This window comes from Streptomyces tendae (assembly GCF_008632955.1).
Classification (GTDB): Bacteria; Actinomycetota; Actinomycetes; order Streptomycetales; family Streptomycetaceae; genus Streptomyces.
Window position 1 is genome coordinate 1,231,053 of the sequence record NZ_CP043959.1, and the last position, 13,378, is coordinate 1,244,430.

General features: G+C 72.9%; 11 protein-coding genes. 6 read left to right on the forward strand and 5 right to left on the reverse strand.

Going from position 1 to position 13,378, the window contains the following annotated elements; translation table 11 throughout:
* Nucleotides 1–176: 176 nt before the first annotated feature.
* From F3L20_RS05860 to F3L20_RS05870, 3 genes are all read right to left on the reverse strand, one after another.
* Entirely contained in the window at nt 177–1,319 is a 1,143-nt protein-coding gene (locus F3L20_RS05860; protein WP_382684908.1) for a sensor histidine kinase, read from the reverse strand.
* Nucleotides 1,316–2,056 (reverse strand): response regulator transcription factor, encoded by a 741-nt coding sequence (locus F3L20_RS05865; protein ID WP_019522934.1) that lies wholly within the window; start codon nt 2,054–2,056, stop codon nt 1,316–1,318. Before F3L20_RS05865 ends, F3L20_RS05860 begins: the two co-directional genes overlap by 4 nt.
* A 125-nt stretch (nt 2,057–2,181) precedes the next feature.
* On the reverse strand, nt 2,182–2,871 hold the full coding sequence (locus F3L20_RS05870) for a spermidine synthase (RefSeq protein WP_150152781.1): 690 nt from the start codon (nt 2,869–2,871) through the stop codon (nt 2,182–2,184).
* 150 nt (nt 2,872–3,021) lie between these two features.
* On the opposite strand from F3L20_RS05870, the gene lon reads away from it, so the two are divergent.
* A complete protein-coding gene (gene lon, locus F3L20_RS05875; protein WP_150152783.1) occupies nt 3,022–5,436 on the forward strand; it encodes an endopeptidase La in 2,415 nt (804 codons plus the stop codon).
* 138 nt (nt 5,437–5,574) lie between these two features.
* Here the strand turns inward: lon and F3L20_RS05880 are convergent, their stop codons facing one another.
* Nucleotides 5,575–6,405 (reverse strand): lysozyme, encoded by an 831-nt coding sequence (locus tag F3L20_RS05880; RefSeq protein ID WP_150152785.1) that lies wholly within the window; start codon nt 6,403–6,405, stop codon nt 5,575–5,577.
* A 226-nt stretch (nt 6,406–6,631) separates the two neighbouring features.
* On the opposite strand from F3L20_RS05880, the gene F3L20_RS05885 reads away from it, so the two are divergent.
* Nucleotides 6,632–7,126, forward strand: coding sequence for a MarR family winged helix-turn-helix transcriptional regulator (locus F3L20_RS05885; protein WP_150152787.1), 495 nt, complete (start codon nt 6,632–6,634; stop codon nt 7,124–7,126).
* Between the two features lie 151 nt (nt 7,127–7,277).
* Here F3L20_RS05885 and F3L20_RS05890 read toward each other — a convergent pair whose 3' ends face one another.
* A complete protein-coding gene (locus tag F3L20_RS05890) occupies nt 7,278–8,072 on the reverse strand; it encodes a protein phosphatase 2C domain-containing protein (protein ID WP_150152789.1) in 795 nt (264 codons plus the stop codon).
* A gap of 395 nt (nt 8,073–8,467) precedes the next feature.
* Between F3L20_RS05890 and F3L20_RS05895 the strand changes: the two genes are divergently transcribed.
* The 4 genes from F3L20_RS05895 to F3L20_RS05910 are packed head-to-tail and all read left to right on the forward strand — an operon-like array spanning nt 8,468 to nt 13,371.
* Nucleotides 8,468–11,767, forward strand: a complete 3,300-nt coding sequence (locus F3L20_RS05895; RefSeq protein ID WP_431193186.1) for a nitrate- and nitrite sensing domain-containing protein — start codon at nt 8,468–8,470, stop codon at nt 11,765–11,767.
* A complete protein-coding gene (locus tag F3L20_RS05900; RefSeq protein WP_150152793.1) occupies nt 11,764–12,324 on the forward strand; it encodes a roadblock/LC7 domain-containing protein in 561 nt (186 codons plus the stop codon). The genes F3L20_RS05895 and F3L20_RS05900 overlap by 4 nt, the downstream gene beginning before the upstream one ends.
* The gene (locus tag F3L20_RS05905) at nt 12,321–12,752 is read left to right on the forward strand and encodes a DUF742 domain-containing protein (protein ID WP_150152795.1); all 432 of its coding nucleotides are present in this window, start codon (nt 12,321–12,323) and stop codon (nt 12,750–12,752) included. Before F3L20_RS05900 ends, F3L20_RS05905 begins: the two co-directional genes overlap by 4 nt.
* Nucleotides 12,733–13,371: a GTP-binding protein gene (locus F3L20_RS05910; protein ID WP_167534475.1), complete on the forward strand. Its 639-nt coding sequence runs from the start codon at nt 12,733–12,735 to the stop codon at nt 13,369–13,371. Before F3L20_RS05905 ends, F3L20_RS05910 begins: the two co-directional genes overlap by 20 nt.
* Nucleotides 13,372–13,378 lie beyond the last annotated feature (7 nt).

The following is a 13,378-nucleotide window of genomic DNA, read 5'->3' on the forward strand; positions in this document are numbered from 1 at the left end:
CAACGGGTGTTTCGGCGCTGGAATTGGCGGGAAACAAGCGAGGTTCCGCTTCTCTTGACGGTATCAGGCATCGCTCGACCGGGGCCCGACGCGCCCCGCGCGCGGGCCTGTGCCTGATCACACGTGTCCGTCAGGGCGAACACCGTGGATCTTGAAGCTCAGCTTCGAACTTTACGTCAACTTGGGGTGGAGGTGGGGCCCGGAAGAGTGATCCGGATCCGGCAACCCCGCTCGGATTCCGCCACTCCGATCCGGCCGCCGTGCAGATCCACGGCCCAGCGGGCGATCGCCAGACCCAGCCCGGTGCCGCCGTCGCTGCCGGGACCGTGCGGACGGTTGACGCTGCCGCGGTTGAACCGCTCGAAGACCCGGTGCCACTCGGTCCGCGGGATGCCCGGACCCTCGTCCAGCACCTCCAGCTCCAGCGACTCCGGCTCGGCGCCCCGGCGCGCCCGGACCGTCACCCGGCCGTGCGGCGGGCTGTGCTTGACCGCGTTGTCGATCAGGTTGGCCACCACCTGGTGGATCCGCTCCGGGTCGGCGTGCGCGGTGAGCTCGGGCGGGGTGACGTCGAGGTGCAGATGGACGTCGGTACGGGTGTGGCTGCCGGATCCGGAGGCCATGCCGGCGCGGGCCGAGGCGACCATGTTGGCCTCCTTGAGCACGCCCGACAGGTACGGCCACACCTCGAAGCGGCGCTTCCTCAGCGGGACCACGCCGTTGTCCAGGCGCGAGAGGTCCAGCAGCGTCTCCACCAGGCGGCCGAGCCGCTCGGTCTGCTTCAGGGCCGTGCGCATCGTCTCGGGGTCGGGCCGGGTGACGCCGTCGACGATGTTCTCCAGCACCGCCCGCAGGCCCGCGATGGGCGTGCGCAGCTCGTGCGAGACATTGGCCACGAGTTCCTTGCGCTGGCTGTCCTGGGCCTCCAGCTCGTCGGCCATGACGTTGATGGTCTGCGCCAGGTCACCCAGCTCGTCGCGGCGGCTCTCGCGCACCCGGCGGGTGTAGTCGCCGTGCGAGATGGACCGGGCGACCGCGTTCATGTCGTCCAGCGGAGCGGTGAGGGAGTGCGCCACGAACTGGGTGATCAACAGCGTGGCGATCATCGAGAACACCGTGATGAAGCGCAGCTCCGTCTTGGTGTGCACGGCGATCACCGACAGTCCGGTGGTGATCAGGACCGAGACGACGACCAGGGCGCCCAGCTTGGTCTTGATCGAGAACGGGCGCACCCCGCCCCAGGGCTGTCCCGCGGGTCCGCCCTGCCGTCCCTGTCGCCCCTGCCGTCCCTGTCCGTGGCCCCCCGGACCTGCGCTCATGGCGTCGGCGTCTCCAGGGCGTAGCCCACGCCGTGCACCGTGCGGATGCGCTCGGCGCCGATCTTCCGGCGCAGCGCCTTGATGTGGCTGTCCACGGTGCGGGTGCCGGAGGCGTCTGCCCAGTCCCACACCTCGGCGAGCAGTTGCTCACGGGAGAGCACCGCGCGCGGGGTGTTGGCCAGGCACACCAGGAGGTCGAACTCGGTGGGCGTCAGATGGACGTCCTCGCTGCGCACGCGCACCCGGCGCTGGGCGTGGTCGATCTCCAGTTCGCCGAGGCGCAGGATGCCGCTGCGCGGAGTGGTGGCCGCGAGGGCCGCGCGCTCCATGCGGCGCAGCAGCACGTGCACACGGGCCGCCAGCTCCCGCATGGAGAACGGCTTGGTCATGTAGTCGTCGGCGCCGACACCGAGGCCGACCAGCATGTCGGTCTCGTCGTCGCGCGCGGTGAGCATCAGCACCGGCACCGGCCGCTGGGCCTGCACGCGCCGGCAGACCTCCAGGCCGTCGAAGCCGGGCAGCATGATGTCGAGGATCAGCAGGTCGGGCTGCCAGGCCTCCGCCGTGTCCACCGCCGACGGGCCGTCGCCCGCCGTTTGCACCAGAAATCCCTCGGCACGAAGGCGGGTCGCGATGGCGTCCACGATCGTCGCGTCGTCCTCGACCACCAGGACCCTGCGCTGAGCGCCGGGGGTGGTCGTCGCCGTGCCGTTGTGGGAGGTGTGTGTCTGCTCCATCGCCCGCCCCTGAGGTGTGCTTTATCCGGAATCCGTGGGGTGATCCGTCGTCTGCGCATCACTGCGATTGACGCTTGAATGATCCGCGCCAAGGCAGCAGCGTACGGGGATGCACCACTCGTTTGCTATCCAGGGCTGACGCCGATGTGCACGACGTCCGGAACGCCCCGGGCAACGGGGATCTCTTCGGTACGCACCTGCCGGAACCCGGCATTCCGCAAGGTTCCCTCGAATTCCGGGGAAGGTTCGGCGGACCATACCGCGAGGACCCCGCGCGGCTTCAACACCCTTGCACAAGCCGCGAGTCCGCTCGGCGAATAAAGGCCCTCGTTGTCCTCGGTGACGGTCCATCCGGGCCCGTTGTCGATGTCGAGGCACAGCGCGTCGAACGTGTCGGATGTCTCATTGACGTAAGCGATCAGATCCTGCTCGACGATCTCCGTGCGCGGGTCGGCGAGGGCCTCCTCGGAGAGCGCCGACAGCGGGCCCGCGCGGTGCCACTCGACGACCGCGGGCTCCCGCTCGACCACGGTGATCCGCCCCCAGCGGGACTGCCCGGCGGCGTGGGCGAGGGAGAAGCCGACGCCCAGCCCGCCGATCAGCACCCGCGGACCGGTCGCCTCCGGGTCGAGGGCGGCCAGGGCGGCGTCCACGAGCAGCCGCTCGGAGCGCCCGTCGGAGGTGTCCATCAGGAAGCAGCCGTTGGCGATGATCTGGAGCAGGTCGCCGTGCCGGCGCAGCACGACCTCGCCGTACGGGCCCTCGCGGCGGTCCAGGACTTCAGGAGCTTCGGGAATGTCGTACGGGGTGGACATGCGTTCATCCTGGCAGTCCCCCCGTCCCGGGGACCGGCGGTGGGGGGCCCTCGGCCGGTGATCGCTGACAGCGAACGCGCGTCCGGGAACATTCGGCGGCTGTCCTGCATTGAGTCGGCATAGCTCAACTTGACTGCCGAAGGGGAGATCATGGCTGCTGAGTCCACACCGCTCGCCCTGCCCGTGCTGCCGCTCGACGACGAGGTCGTGCTGCCCGGGATGGTGGTTCCGCTGGACCTGAGCGATTCCGAGGTGCGAGCCGCGGTGGAGGCCGCCCAGGCCGCCGCCCGCGACGAACCGGGCAAGCCCCGGGTGCTCCTGGTGCCGCGCGTCGACGGAACCTACGCCGGGACCGGCGTACTGGGCACCGTCGAGCAGGTCGGCCGGCTGGCCGACGGCGACCCGGGCGCCCTGATCCGCGGCCGGGGCCGGGTGCGCATCGGTGCCGGGACCACCGGGCCGGGCGCGGCGCTGTGGGTGGAGGGCACCCGCATCGACGAGAGCGTGCCCGAGCCACTGCCGGGACACGTGTCCGAACTGGTCAAGGAGTACAAGGCGCTCGCCACCGCCTGGCTGCGCAAGCGCGGCGCCTGGCAGGTCGTGGACCGGGTCCAGGCCATCGACGACGTCTCCGCGCTCGCCGACAACTCCGGCTACTCGCCGTTCCTCACCACCGACCAGAAGGTCGCTCTGCTGGAGACCACCGACCCGGTGGCCCGGCTGAAGCTCGCCACCCAGCAGCTGCGCGACCACCTCGCCGAACAGGACGTCGCCGAGACCATCGCCAAGGACGTCCAGGAGGGCGTCGACAAGCAGCAGCGCGAGTTCCTCCTCCGCCGTCAGCTGGAGGCGGTCCGCAAGGAACTGCGCGAGCTGAACGGCGACCAGGAGGGCGAGGAGTCCGACGACTACCGCGCTCGCGTCGAGGCCGCCGACCTGCCGGAGAAGGTGCGCGAGGCCGCGCTCAAGGAGGTCGACAAGCTGGAGCGCTCCTCCGACCAGTCGCCGGAGGGCTCCTGGATCCGCACCTGGCTCGACACGGTCCTGGAGATGCCGTGGAACGAGCGCACCGAGGACGCCTACGACATCCAGGGCGCCCAGGCCGTCCTGGACGCCGAGCACGCGGGTCTGCAGGACGTGAAGGAGCGCATCACCGAGTACCTGGCGGTGCGCAAGCGCCGCAGCGACCGGGGTCTCGGCGTCGTCGGCGGACGGCGCGGCGGTGCCGTGCTGGCACTGGTGGGCCCGCCCGGCGTCGGCAAGACCTCGCTGGGTGAGTCCGTCGCGCACGCCATGGGCCGCAAGTTCGTCCGCGTCGCCCTCGGCGGCGTCCGTGACGAGGCGGAGATCCGCGGCCACCGCCGCACCTACGTCGGCGCGCTGCCCGGCCGGATCGTGCGGGCGATCAAGGAGGCCGGTTCGATGAACCCGGTCGTCCTGCTCGACGAGATCGACAAGGTGGGGTCGGACTTCCGGGGCGACCCGGCCGCCGCCCTCCTGGAGGTCCTCGACCCGGCGCAGAACCACACCTTCCGGGACCACTACCTGGAGGTCGAGCTCGACCTGTCCGACGTGGTGTTCCTCGCCACCGCCAACGTCCTCGAAGCCATCCCGGAGGCCCTGCTCGACCGCATGGAGCTGGTCCGCCTCGACGGCTACACCGAGGACGAGAAGATCGTCATCGCCCGTGACCACCTGCTCCCGCGCCAGCTGGAGCGCGCCGGTCTCGAGGCGGACGAGGTGACGATCGAGGAAGGGGCGCTGCGCAAGCTGGCCGGCGAGTACACGCGTGAGGCCGGCGTGCGCACCCTGGAGCGGTCGGTCGCGCGGCTGCTGCGCAAGGTCGCCGCCCGGCACGAACTGGGCGAGCAGAAGCTGCCGTTCACCGTCACCGAGGGCGACCTGCGCGACCTGATCGGGCGGCCGCACCACGTGCCGGAGTCCGCCCAGGAGCCGGCCGAGCGCCGTACCGCCGTCCCCGGTGTCGCCACCGGGCTCGCCGTGACCGGCGCCGGCGGGGACGTCCTCTACGTGGAGGCCTCCCTGGCCGACCCGGAGACGGGCGCGGCGGGGCTGACCCTGACCGGCCAGCTGGGCGACGTGATGAAGGAGTCCGCGCAGATCGCGCTGAGCTTCCTGCGCAGTCACGGCGCCGAGCTGGAGCTGCCGGTGGCCGACCTGAAGGACCGGGGCGTGCACATCCACTTCCCGGCGGGCGCCGTGCCCAAGGACGGCCCGAGCGCGGGCATCACGATGACCACCGCGCTGGCCTCGCTGCTCTCCGGCCGGCTGGTCCGCACGGACGTGGCGATGACCGGTGAGGTCTCGCTGACCGGGCGGGTGCTGCCGATCGGCGGGGTGAAGCAGAAGCTGCTCGCCGCGCACCGGGCGGGGATCACCACGGTGATCATCCCCAAGCGCAACGAGCCCGACCTGGACGACGTCCCCGCGGAGGTGCTGGAGAAGCTGGACGTGCACGCCGTCACCGACGTCCGCCAGGTGCTGGAGCTGGCGCTGTCGCCCGCCACGAACGGGGCGGCGCCGGAGGTTCCGGTGGCCGCGTGACGGAGGCCGCCGGATGAGGGAGGGCCCGGGTCCCGTGAGGGAGGCCCGGGCCTTTCCTCTGGCCCGGGCCACGTTCGTATCGAGGACCCGGGCCTTTCCCGTGCCCGGGGTGCGGGCCGGTGCCTGGAGCCGTTCGGGTCAGCCGCCGGCGGCGAAGTCCTGCACCCGGTCGAGGGTGCCGTTGAAGCGGTCGTGGTCGCCGACCGTCGGGCCGGTCGAGGTGTACTGCCACATCGTGTACGTGTCCCAGCCGGCGGGCAGGTCGCCCACGGTGGAGGCGTACCGGGCGATCCACAGCGGGCTGGTGGAGGCGAAGCCCGCGTAGTCGCCGGTGCACTGCTGCCACCAGCTGGTGGCGGTGTAGATGACGGCGCTGCGGCCGGTACGGGCGCGGTACCGGTCGAGGAAGTCGCGGATCCAGCTCACCATCGAGCTCGCCGACTTGCCGTAGCAGGCGTCGCCGTACGGGTTCCACTCGATGTCCAGGACGCCCGGCAGGGTGCGGCCGTCGGCGGACCAGGCGCCGCCGCGGTCCACGAAGTAGTCCGCCTGGGCGGCGCCGCTCGCGGTGTCCGGCGTCGCGAAGTGGTAGGCGCCGCGCACCATGCCGACGTCGTAGGAGCCGTTGTACTGCTGGGAGTGGTACGGGTTGGTGTAGTACGTGCCCTCTGTGGCCTTGGCGTAGGCCCAGCGGACCCCGCTGTTCCACAGGGTCGGCCAGGCGACGTTGCCCTGGTGGCTGGAGACGTCCACCCCTTCCGTCTGGGTGGAGCGCGCGGTGGGCAGGCCGGCCTCGCCGTCGTGGGCGAGGACGCCCATGCCCATGTGGGCGGAGCCGCGCGGCGGGACGGTGGGGGCGGACTCGTCGGCGGTGGCCGCGGTCGAGGGGAGGGCGAGGGCCGCGAGCAGGACGGCGCCGGCGGCCCCGAGCGCGCGTATACGGACGAGCCGGGATCTGGACACAGGCATGACGCATCTCCGAACGGTCGTGGGGCGAACCCGGAATGTGACCCACATCGCATGTAGTGGGCATGCCACGTAATGGCCTGGTAGAGAAACTGCCGACGTCGACCACGGCGGGCGGGCGGACCGCCGCGCTGCCGTTGGTCTACGCCTGCGAAATACTTATGGAGCTGCGGCGACGTCGCCACTTGGCGCCAGACGTTCAGAACCGGAAACCGAGGCAGGGGCACACGTGCACGAAGACGTAAACGGCGGCGGGGAACGCGCCGCCTCGCCGGAGCCCGCGTCCGGTGTGGAGGAGCCCGCGTTCCTGGCCCTGGAGCGGGAGTTGACGGTTCTGCTGCGCCGGGCGCGGGCCAGCCAGGGGGAGATGGCGCGCGAGGTGCACCCCGACCTGGAGCCGTCCGCGTACGGGCTGCTGGTCCGTCTGGATGAGTGCGGCCGGCAGCGGGCCACCGAACTCGCCGCGTACATCGGCGTGGGCAAGGCGACGATGTCCCGCCAGCTGCGTGCCCTGGAAGAGCTCGGACTCGTGGGGCGCGAGCCGGACCCCGCCGACGGGCGCGCCTGGCTCGTCACCCTCACGGACGAGGGGCGGCGGCGGGTGAGCAGGGTGCGTGAGGCCCGCCGCGCCCGCTACGCCGGCCGGTTCGCCGACTGGGACCCGACGGAGGTCACGGAACTCGCCCGCCTGCTCAACCGGCTGAACCGGGGGATGGAACGGTAGGAGACGGCCCCGCCGCCCGGCCGGGGGCGCGGTGACCGGCGGCCGGCCCGTGACCGGGGCGCGCAGGTGTCCCCCGCGCGGGTGAAGCCCGGCCGTTCGCGCGCAGGCGGCTCGTCGTCCGGGCGGCCGCCGCCCGTCGGTGGGGAGCTCCTCAGGCGGGTGGCAGGTCGGTGTGGACGATCGTCGCGTCGTCGTGGGTCTTGCCGCGGCGGGGCGGGACGCGGGCCGCGTCCGCGTGCTCCAGGGACCGGACCCGGTCCACCAGCGCCCGCGCGCCCTCAGTGCGGATCAGGGCGAGGCAGTCCGCCCAGTCACCCTCGCCGAACCGCTCCACCCACCGCGCAGCGCCGTCCGTCAGCGCCGCCAGCGCGCGCACCTCGCCGCGCGGGAGGGAGCCCGTGACCGCCCGTGAGGACACCGCCGGGTCCGCCGCGGCGGTGAAGAAGCCGCCCTCCTTGTTGCGCAGCGTGGTGTCGACGACGGCGTGGCTGGCCAGGGCCGAAAGGGGCAGCCGGTCCAGCCGGTCGTCCCTGACCGCCGTGACCGTGCCGTCCGTCGACTCCACCAGCAGCACCGAGTCGGACAGCACGAGCCAGTCCACCGAGTCGGACGACCAGCGCGCCAGCACCACCGTCGCCTGCGGCGTTCGGGGGTGAGAAAGGTCACAGGTCGCCGCGTGGCTCCCGGCCGTGCGCGCGATGGCCCGGGACAGCAGCTCGGCCGGCGGAACATCCGGGAGGGAAACGGTCAGTTCGGTCAGCGCGCCGCCCAGCCGGGCGGTGAACCAGGGCACCGAATGCAGACAGCCGCCCCCGTCGGACGGCGGCGTGACGCCGTCCAGGACCACGAGCGAACCGCCCTGCCCGGAGGCCGGAAGTCCGACGCTCGCGAAGTCCTCGTTGGGGCGTCCCGGATCACCGGGCTCCGAAACAAGTTCCGTGCGCATCCGGCCAGTCTGCACGAGCTCCCCACAACGCCCGCAAAAGCCGGGCAGGGTTCGTACGTTCTCCACAGGCGCGCAGGTCAGACGCCTGGTTTGGGAGGTAATGAAGGGCTCCGGGAAGACGTGGCGGCGAATATTGCCACCGCCCGCCGCAGACGTCCAACCGGCCTGCCGCGCGGGTCCGCTGCGGAGCACAACGGAACTTGCCCCTCAACTCGCCTCCGATGTTCACTCCTTCGAGTGGCGGGTCAGGTGATGCGCATCCACTGTCCACGGGCACTGGGAGGGTCGGGGAGCGATGGGGGCGCCTCGCTGTCCGAGCGCGGCCGGCGGCTCGGGAAGAGCGCCCGCGCCCGATGACGGAGCGTCACGCGGACCCACGGGTACACGAGTCAGGAATGCGAGCACCGGTGCAGAAGACGCGGCCTCGTCGCAAGGACAAGCAGGCGGCCCTCACGGGGGACGCGCAGCAGACGCCCACCGTGGGCAAAGGCCGCCCCACCCACGTACGTAACCGCCTCGTCGTCGCCGTGGCCGTGGTGGCCGCGGCGATCGCCGGGGCCGGCGCGCCCTCCGTACTGGCGGCCTCCCAACAGCTGAAGGACGCGCAGGAACTGGTCACGCTCGCCGAGCGGACCGAGGACGCGCTCGCCCTCGCCCACTCCCTCGCCGACGAGCGTGACGAGGTCGTCCCCTACATCGCGGCGGGCCGCCCCAAGTCCAAGGCGCCCTCCGAGGAGCACAGCGCCCGGGTGGACCGGCAGGTCGAGGAACTGCGTGCCGACAGCGACACCTCGACGGCGCTGCGCGAGGAGCTCGACGCCGTCGCCACCGTGCGCCGGGCCGCGCTCACCGGCAGGAGCAGCGCCCTGGAGGCCCACCAGGCGTACTCCACCGCCATCTCCCAGCTGCACCGGCTCGCCGCACGCCTGGCCGACGAGACCCCGCCCCGCGCCGGGTCCGGCGCGCACGCGCTCGCCGAGCTGGACACCGCCGTCCAGCAGGCCGCCGCCACCCGCGGGCTGCTGCTCGCCGTGCTGAACGTGCCGAGCACCACGGAGACCGTGATCGACCCGATCACCGGGCTGCCGGTCACCTCCACCAGCACCTCGGAGGCCGACGAGGAGCGGCGCCACGCGCTGTCCGCCGCCGCGCTCCAGGCGCGGGTACGCTCCGACGCGGCCCTCGCCGACTTCCGGGACGCCGCGCCGAAGGCCGCCCGCGCCTCCTACGACTCGACGGTCACCGGCCCCGAGGTCGACACCGCGGAGAAGTACCTGGAGAAGCTCACCGACAAGCCGACCCTCTCCGACTCCGAGCTGAACACCAGCCCCAAGAAGCTGGCGGCGGCGCTCACCGCGCGGATCGAGACGATGCGCGGGGCCGAGTCCGCGCTGTTCGACCAGCGCACCAAGGAACTCGCCCAGCTGCGCGACGACGACGTCACCGAGCTGGAGATCAGGATCGCCGCCCTCGGCGCCCTCATGCTGCTCGCCGTCGGCATCGCCACGGCGATGGCCCGCACCCTCACCCGCCCGCTGTCGGTGCTGCGCCGGGGCTCGGCCCGCCTCGCGGAGGCGGAGGACCCCACCGCCGAGGAACCGGTCACCTTCACCGGCCGCAACGACGAGTTCGCCCAGGTCGTCCGCTCCGTCAACGCCCTGCACGCGCACGCCGCCGGACTCGCCCAGCGGATCGCCACGCTGGAGGCCGACCGCAAGCACCTGGTCGGGCAGCGGCAGAAGATGGCCGACGCCCGCGAGGAACTGCGCACCGAACTCGCCGAGGCCACCGCCCACATGGAGCGGCTGCGCACCAGCATCGGCGGAACGTTCGTCAACCTCGCCCTGCGCACGCTCGGCCTGGTCGAGCGGCAGCTCGGCGTGATCGAGGGGCTCGAGGAGCGGGAGGACGACCCGGACCGCCTGGCCACCCTCTTCAAGCTCGACCACTTCGCCACGGTCATGCGCCGGCACAGCGAGAACCTGCTGGTCCTCGCCGGCACCGAGCACGGCCGGCACACGGCGGGCCCGGTCCCGCTGGTCGACGTCGTCCGCGCCGCGGTGAGCGAGATCGAGCGGTACGAGCGGGTGCGGATCGCGGCGCTGCCGCCGCACGCGAACATCGCCGGCTTCGCGGCGGACGACCTGTCCCACCTGCTGGCCGAACTCATGGAGAACGCCACCTCGTTCTCCCCGCCCGACATGCCCGTCGAGGTCTCCGGCTGGCTGCTGGAGAACGGCGAGGTCATGCTCTCCGTCCAGGACGAGGGCATCGGCATGGCCGCCGACCGGCTGGAGCGGCTCAACACCCGGCTGTCCGAGTTCGACCCGGAGGCGGCGTACGACGCGGAGTCCGACGACGGTCTCGGCCTCGGCCTGTACGTCGTGGCCCGGCTCGCCCACCGGCACGGTGTCCGGGTGCAGCTGCGCAAGCAGAAGCAGGGCGGGATCGCGGCGGTCGTCGTCCTCCCCGACCCCCTGCTGGCGCCCGCCACGCCCACCGCGGTCCCCGCATCGGTCCCCGGCGGCGCCCACGCGGTGTCCCTGCCGGGCGCGGACGCCGAGGCCAACTCCAACGTCCTGCCGGGCCGTTCGGCGGCCGGCGACCCCCTGGTCGACCTGGCCGAACGCTCCATCCAGGCCCACGCCACCACGGAAGCAGCGGCCCCGGCCGCGCCGGCCGCCCCGGATGCCCCGGAGACGTCCGGCCCCGCCCCCGCCGACGGGCGGACGGACACCGTCGCGCCGGACGACGAGGACCGGGCAGCCGCGCACGAGGCGCCCCTCACCGACGACCTCGAGAACCCGGCCCGGGGCGACGCCCGTCCGGCCGCCGCGCCTGCGCCGGACCTCGACGCAGCCGTTCAGGCCGACACCGAGCCGCCGGGTGCGGACGAGACCGTGCCGGACGCCGTGCGCGAGCCCGGCGCCCCCGCAGCCGGGGAGGAGGCGCCGACGAACGAGGCCGCCGCCCGCCCCACGCCCCACGCACCGGCCGCGGACGCGCCCGACGCACCGGCCGTGGGTGAGGCCCAGGCCCCCGCCCCCGTCGAGCGGCCCGCCGAGACCACCATGGAGCTGTTCATCCCGGCCCAGCCGGACGGCCGTACCGCGTCCGGCGGCGAGAACACCGACCGCCCCGCGGCGGCCGGCGGCCACGGAGCCGGAACCGCCCAGCTCCCCGGCGAGGCCGTACGTCCGGGCGACGGACACGACTCCGGCCCGCGGACGCAGGACCCCGCCGGCACCCGGCCCGACGCCGACGCCGTACGTCCGGAACCCGCTCGCGGAGCGGCACAGGCGCCCGGGGACATCGCCCCCGAACCCCCGGCCGCCCCCGAGGAGCCCCGCAGCGGGCTGCCCGGCCGCCCCGTCGCCGACGACGCCGCCGGCGGGCACGAGCACACGCGGGTCGCGGACGGCCCCACCGCCGACGAACCCGTCACCGACAAGGGACTGCCGAAGCGGACGCCGAAGATCAGCGCACCGGTCGCGGCGCCGCGGCCGCGCTCGGGATCCGTGGACGCCGAGGCACTGCGCCGGCGGCTCGGCGGGTTCCGCCGCGGGGCGGACGCCGGAAGGCGCGACGTCGAGGCCGAGCTGGCGACCGGGGGCGGCCCCGACCGGGCACCGGCCGGGGCGGACGCCACAACCGAAGAAGCCACGGGGGGCACTGTCGAGGAGGCAAGCAGTTGACCGCGCCCAGTACCTTCGGACTGAGCAGTGAGGCCCGCAACCTGCACTGGCTGCTGACGAATCTCGTCGAGGAGGTGCCCGGCATCCTCTCCGTCGCGGTCGTCTCCTCCGACGGCCTGCTGCTCCTCTCCTCCGACGAGACGCTCGCCCGCGCCCGCAGCGGCCCGGGCGGCGGAACCGCCCCGGTCCGCGGTGAGCGGGGCACCGCACGGCCCGGGCCGCGCGGTTCCTCCGCCGACCTGGCCACCGTGGTCTCCGGCATCGGCAGCCTCACCATCGGCGCCTCGAAGCTGATGGACTACGGGCCCGTGAAGCACACCATGGTCGCCATGGACGAGGGCAGCCTCTTCGTCATGTCGATCAGCGACGGCTCGCTGCTCGGCGTGCACGGCTCCGCGGACTGCGACATGAGCGTCGTGGCGTACCACATGGCCCTGTTCGTCGGCCGGGCCGGCCACGTCCTCACCCCCGAACTCCGCAGCGAACTGCGCAAGAACCTCGAGAACGCGGAGAGCGCGGGGAGTACGGAGCACGAGTCCGCCGGGAGTCCCCGATGACCACTGCCCCGAAGAAACATCTCCCGGTCCGCGGCGGGGACCGTAAACCCGCCCGCGTGCGCCCCTATTCGCTCACCGGCGGCCGTACCCGCTTCGGCCACGTGCTGCTGGTCGAGACGTTCGTCGGCGCCACCGCCGGCACGGCCGCGCTCGAAGCCGCCGAGGAGCGCCGGGAGCTCACCTCCGGGGGGTTCGGCACCCGGGTCATGCCCGAGGTGCGGGCCATCGTCGAACTGTGCCGCCGCATGCGGACGGTGGCCGAGATCGCTGCGCTGCTCAGCATGCCGCTCGGCGTGGTCCGCGTCCTGCTGAGCGACCTGGCGGACCAGGGAAAGATCCGTGTCTACGGAACGGGAACCGGCCACGGCACGGGCCGCCCGGACCGCGCGTTGCTGGAAAGGGTGCTGAGTGGACTCCGCCGTCTCTGACGTCGCGTACGGCGTCTCCCCGCTCGTCGAAGCGGACGAGCCCCTGTTGCCCTGGCAGACGGACCCCACCCGGGCACCGATCGCCACGAAGATAGTGGTGGCCGGCGGCTTCGGCGTCGGCAAGACCACCCTCGTCGGCGCCGTCTCCGAGATCACGCCCCTGCAGACCGAGGCGCTGATGACCGAGGCGAGCGAGGAGACCGACGACCTCACCGCCACACCGGGCAAACTGACCACCACCGTGGCCATGGACTTCGGGCGCATCACGCTCGACGACGACCTGGTGCTCTACCTCTTCGGCACGCCCGGTCAGCAGCGGTTCTGGTTCATGTGGGACGACCTGGTGCGCGGCGCGATCGGCGCCGTCGTGCTGGCCGACACCCGCCGTCTGAAGGACTGCTGGCCGGCGCTGGACTACTTCGAGAGCTGCGGGATGCCGTACGTCGTGGCCGTCAACCACTTCGACGGCACCGAGCGTTACGCCCCGGAGGACGTGCGGGAGGCCCTCACGATCCCCGCGCACATACCTGTCATGATCATGGATGCGCGCCGCCGGATCTCGGTCATCGAGACCCTCTTGTCCCTCGTGGGCCACGCGCTCGACGAAACCCCCGAGTAGCCCCCTT

Coding starts and splice junctions, on each gene's coding strand:
- F3L20_RS05860 (WP_382684908.1), bottom strand. CDS start 1,319: ATGAGCGCAGGTCCGGGGGGCCACGGACAGGGACGGCAGGGGCGACAG.
- F3L20_RS05865 (WP_019522934.1), bottom strand. CDS start 2,056: ATGGAGCAGACACACACCTCCCACAACGGCACGGCGACGACCACCCCC.
- F3L20_RS05870 (WP_150152781.1), bottom strand. CDS start 2,871: ATGTCCACCCCGTACGACATTCCCGAAGCTCCTGAAGTCCTGGACCGC.
- lon (WP_150152783.1), top strand. CDS start 3,022: ATGGCTGCTGAGTCCACACCGCTCGCCCTGCCCGTGCTGCCGCTCGAC.
- F3L20_RS05880 (WP_150152785.1), bottom strand. CDS start 6,405: ATGCCTGTGTCCAGATCCCGGCTCGTCCGTATACGCGCGCTCGGGGCC.
- F3L20_RS05890 (WP_150152789.1), bottom strand. CDS start 8,072: ATGCGCACGGAACTTGTTTCGGAGCCCGGTGATCCGGGACGCCCCAAC.
- F3L20_RS05895 (WP_431193186.1), top strand. CDS start 8,468: ATGCGAGCACCGGTGCAGAAGACGCGGCCTCGTCGCAAGGACAAGCAG.
- F3L20_RS05905 (WP_150152795.1), top strand. CDS start 12,321: ATGACCACTGCCCCGAAGAAACATCTCCCGGTCCGCGGCGGGGACCGT.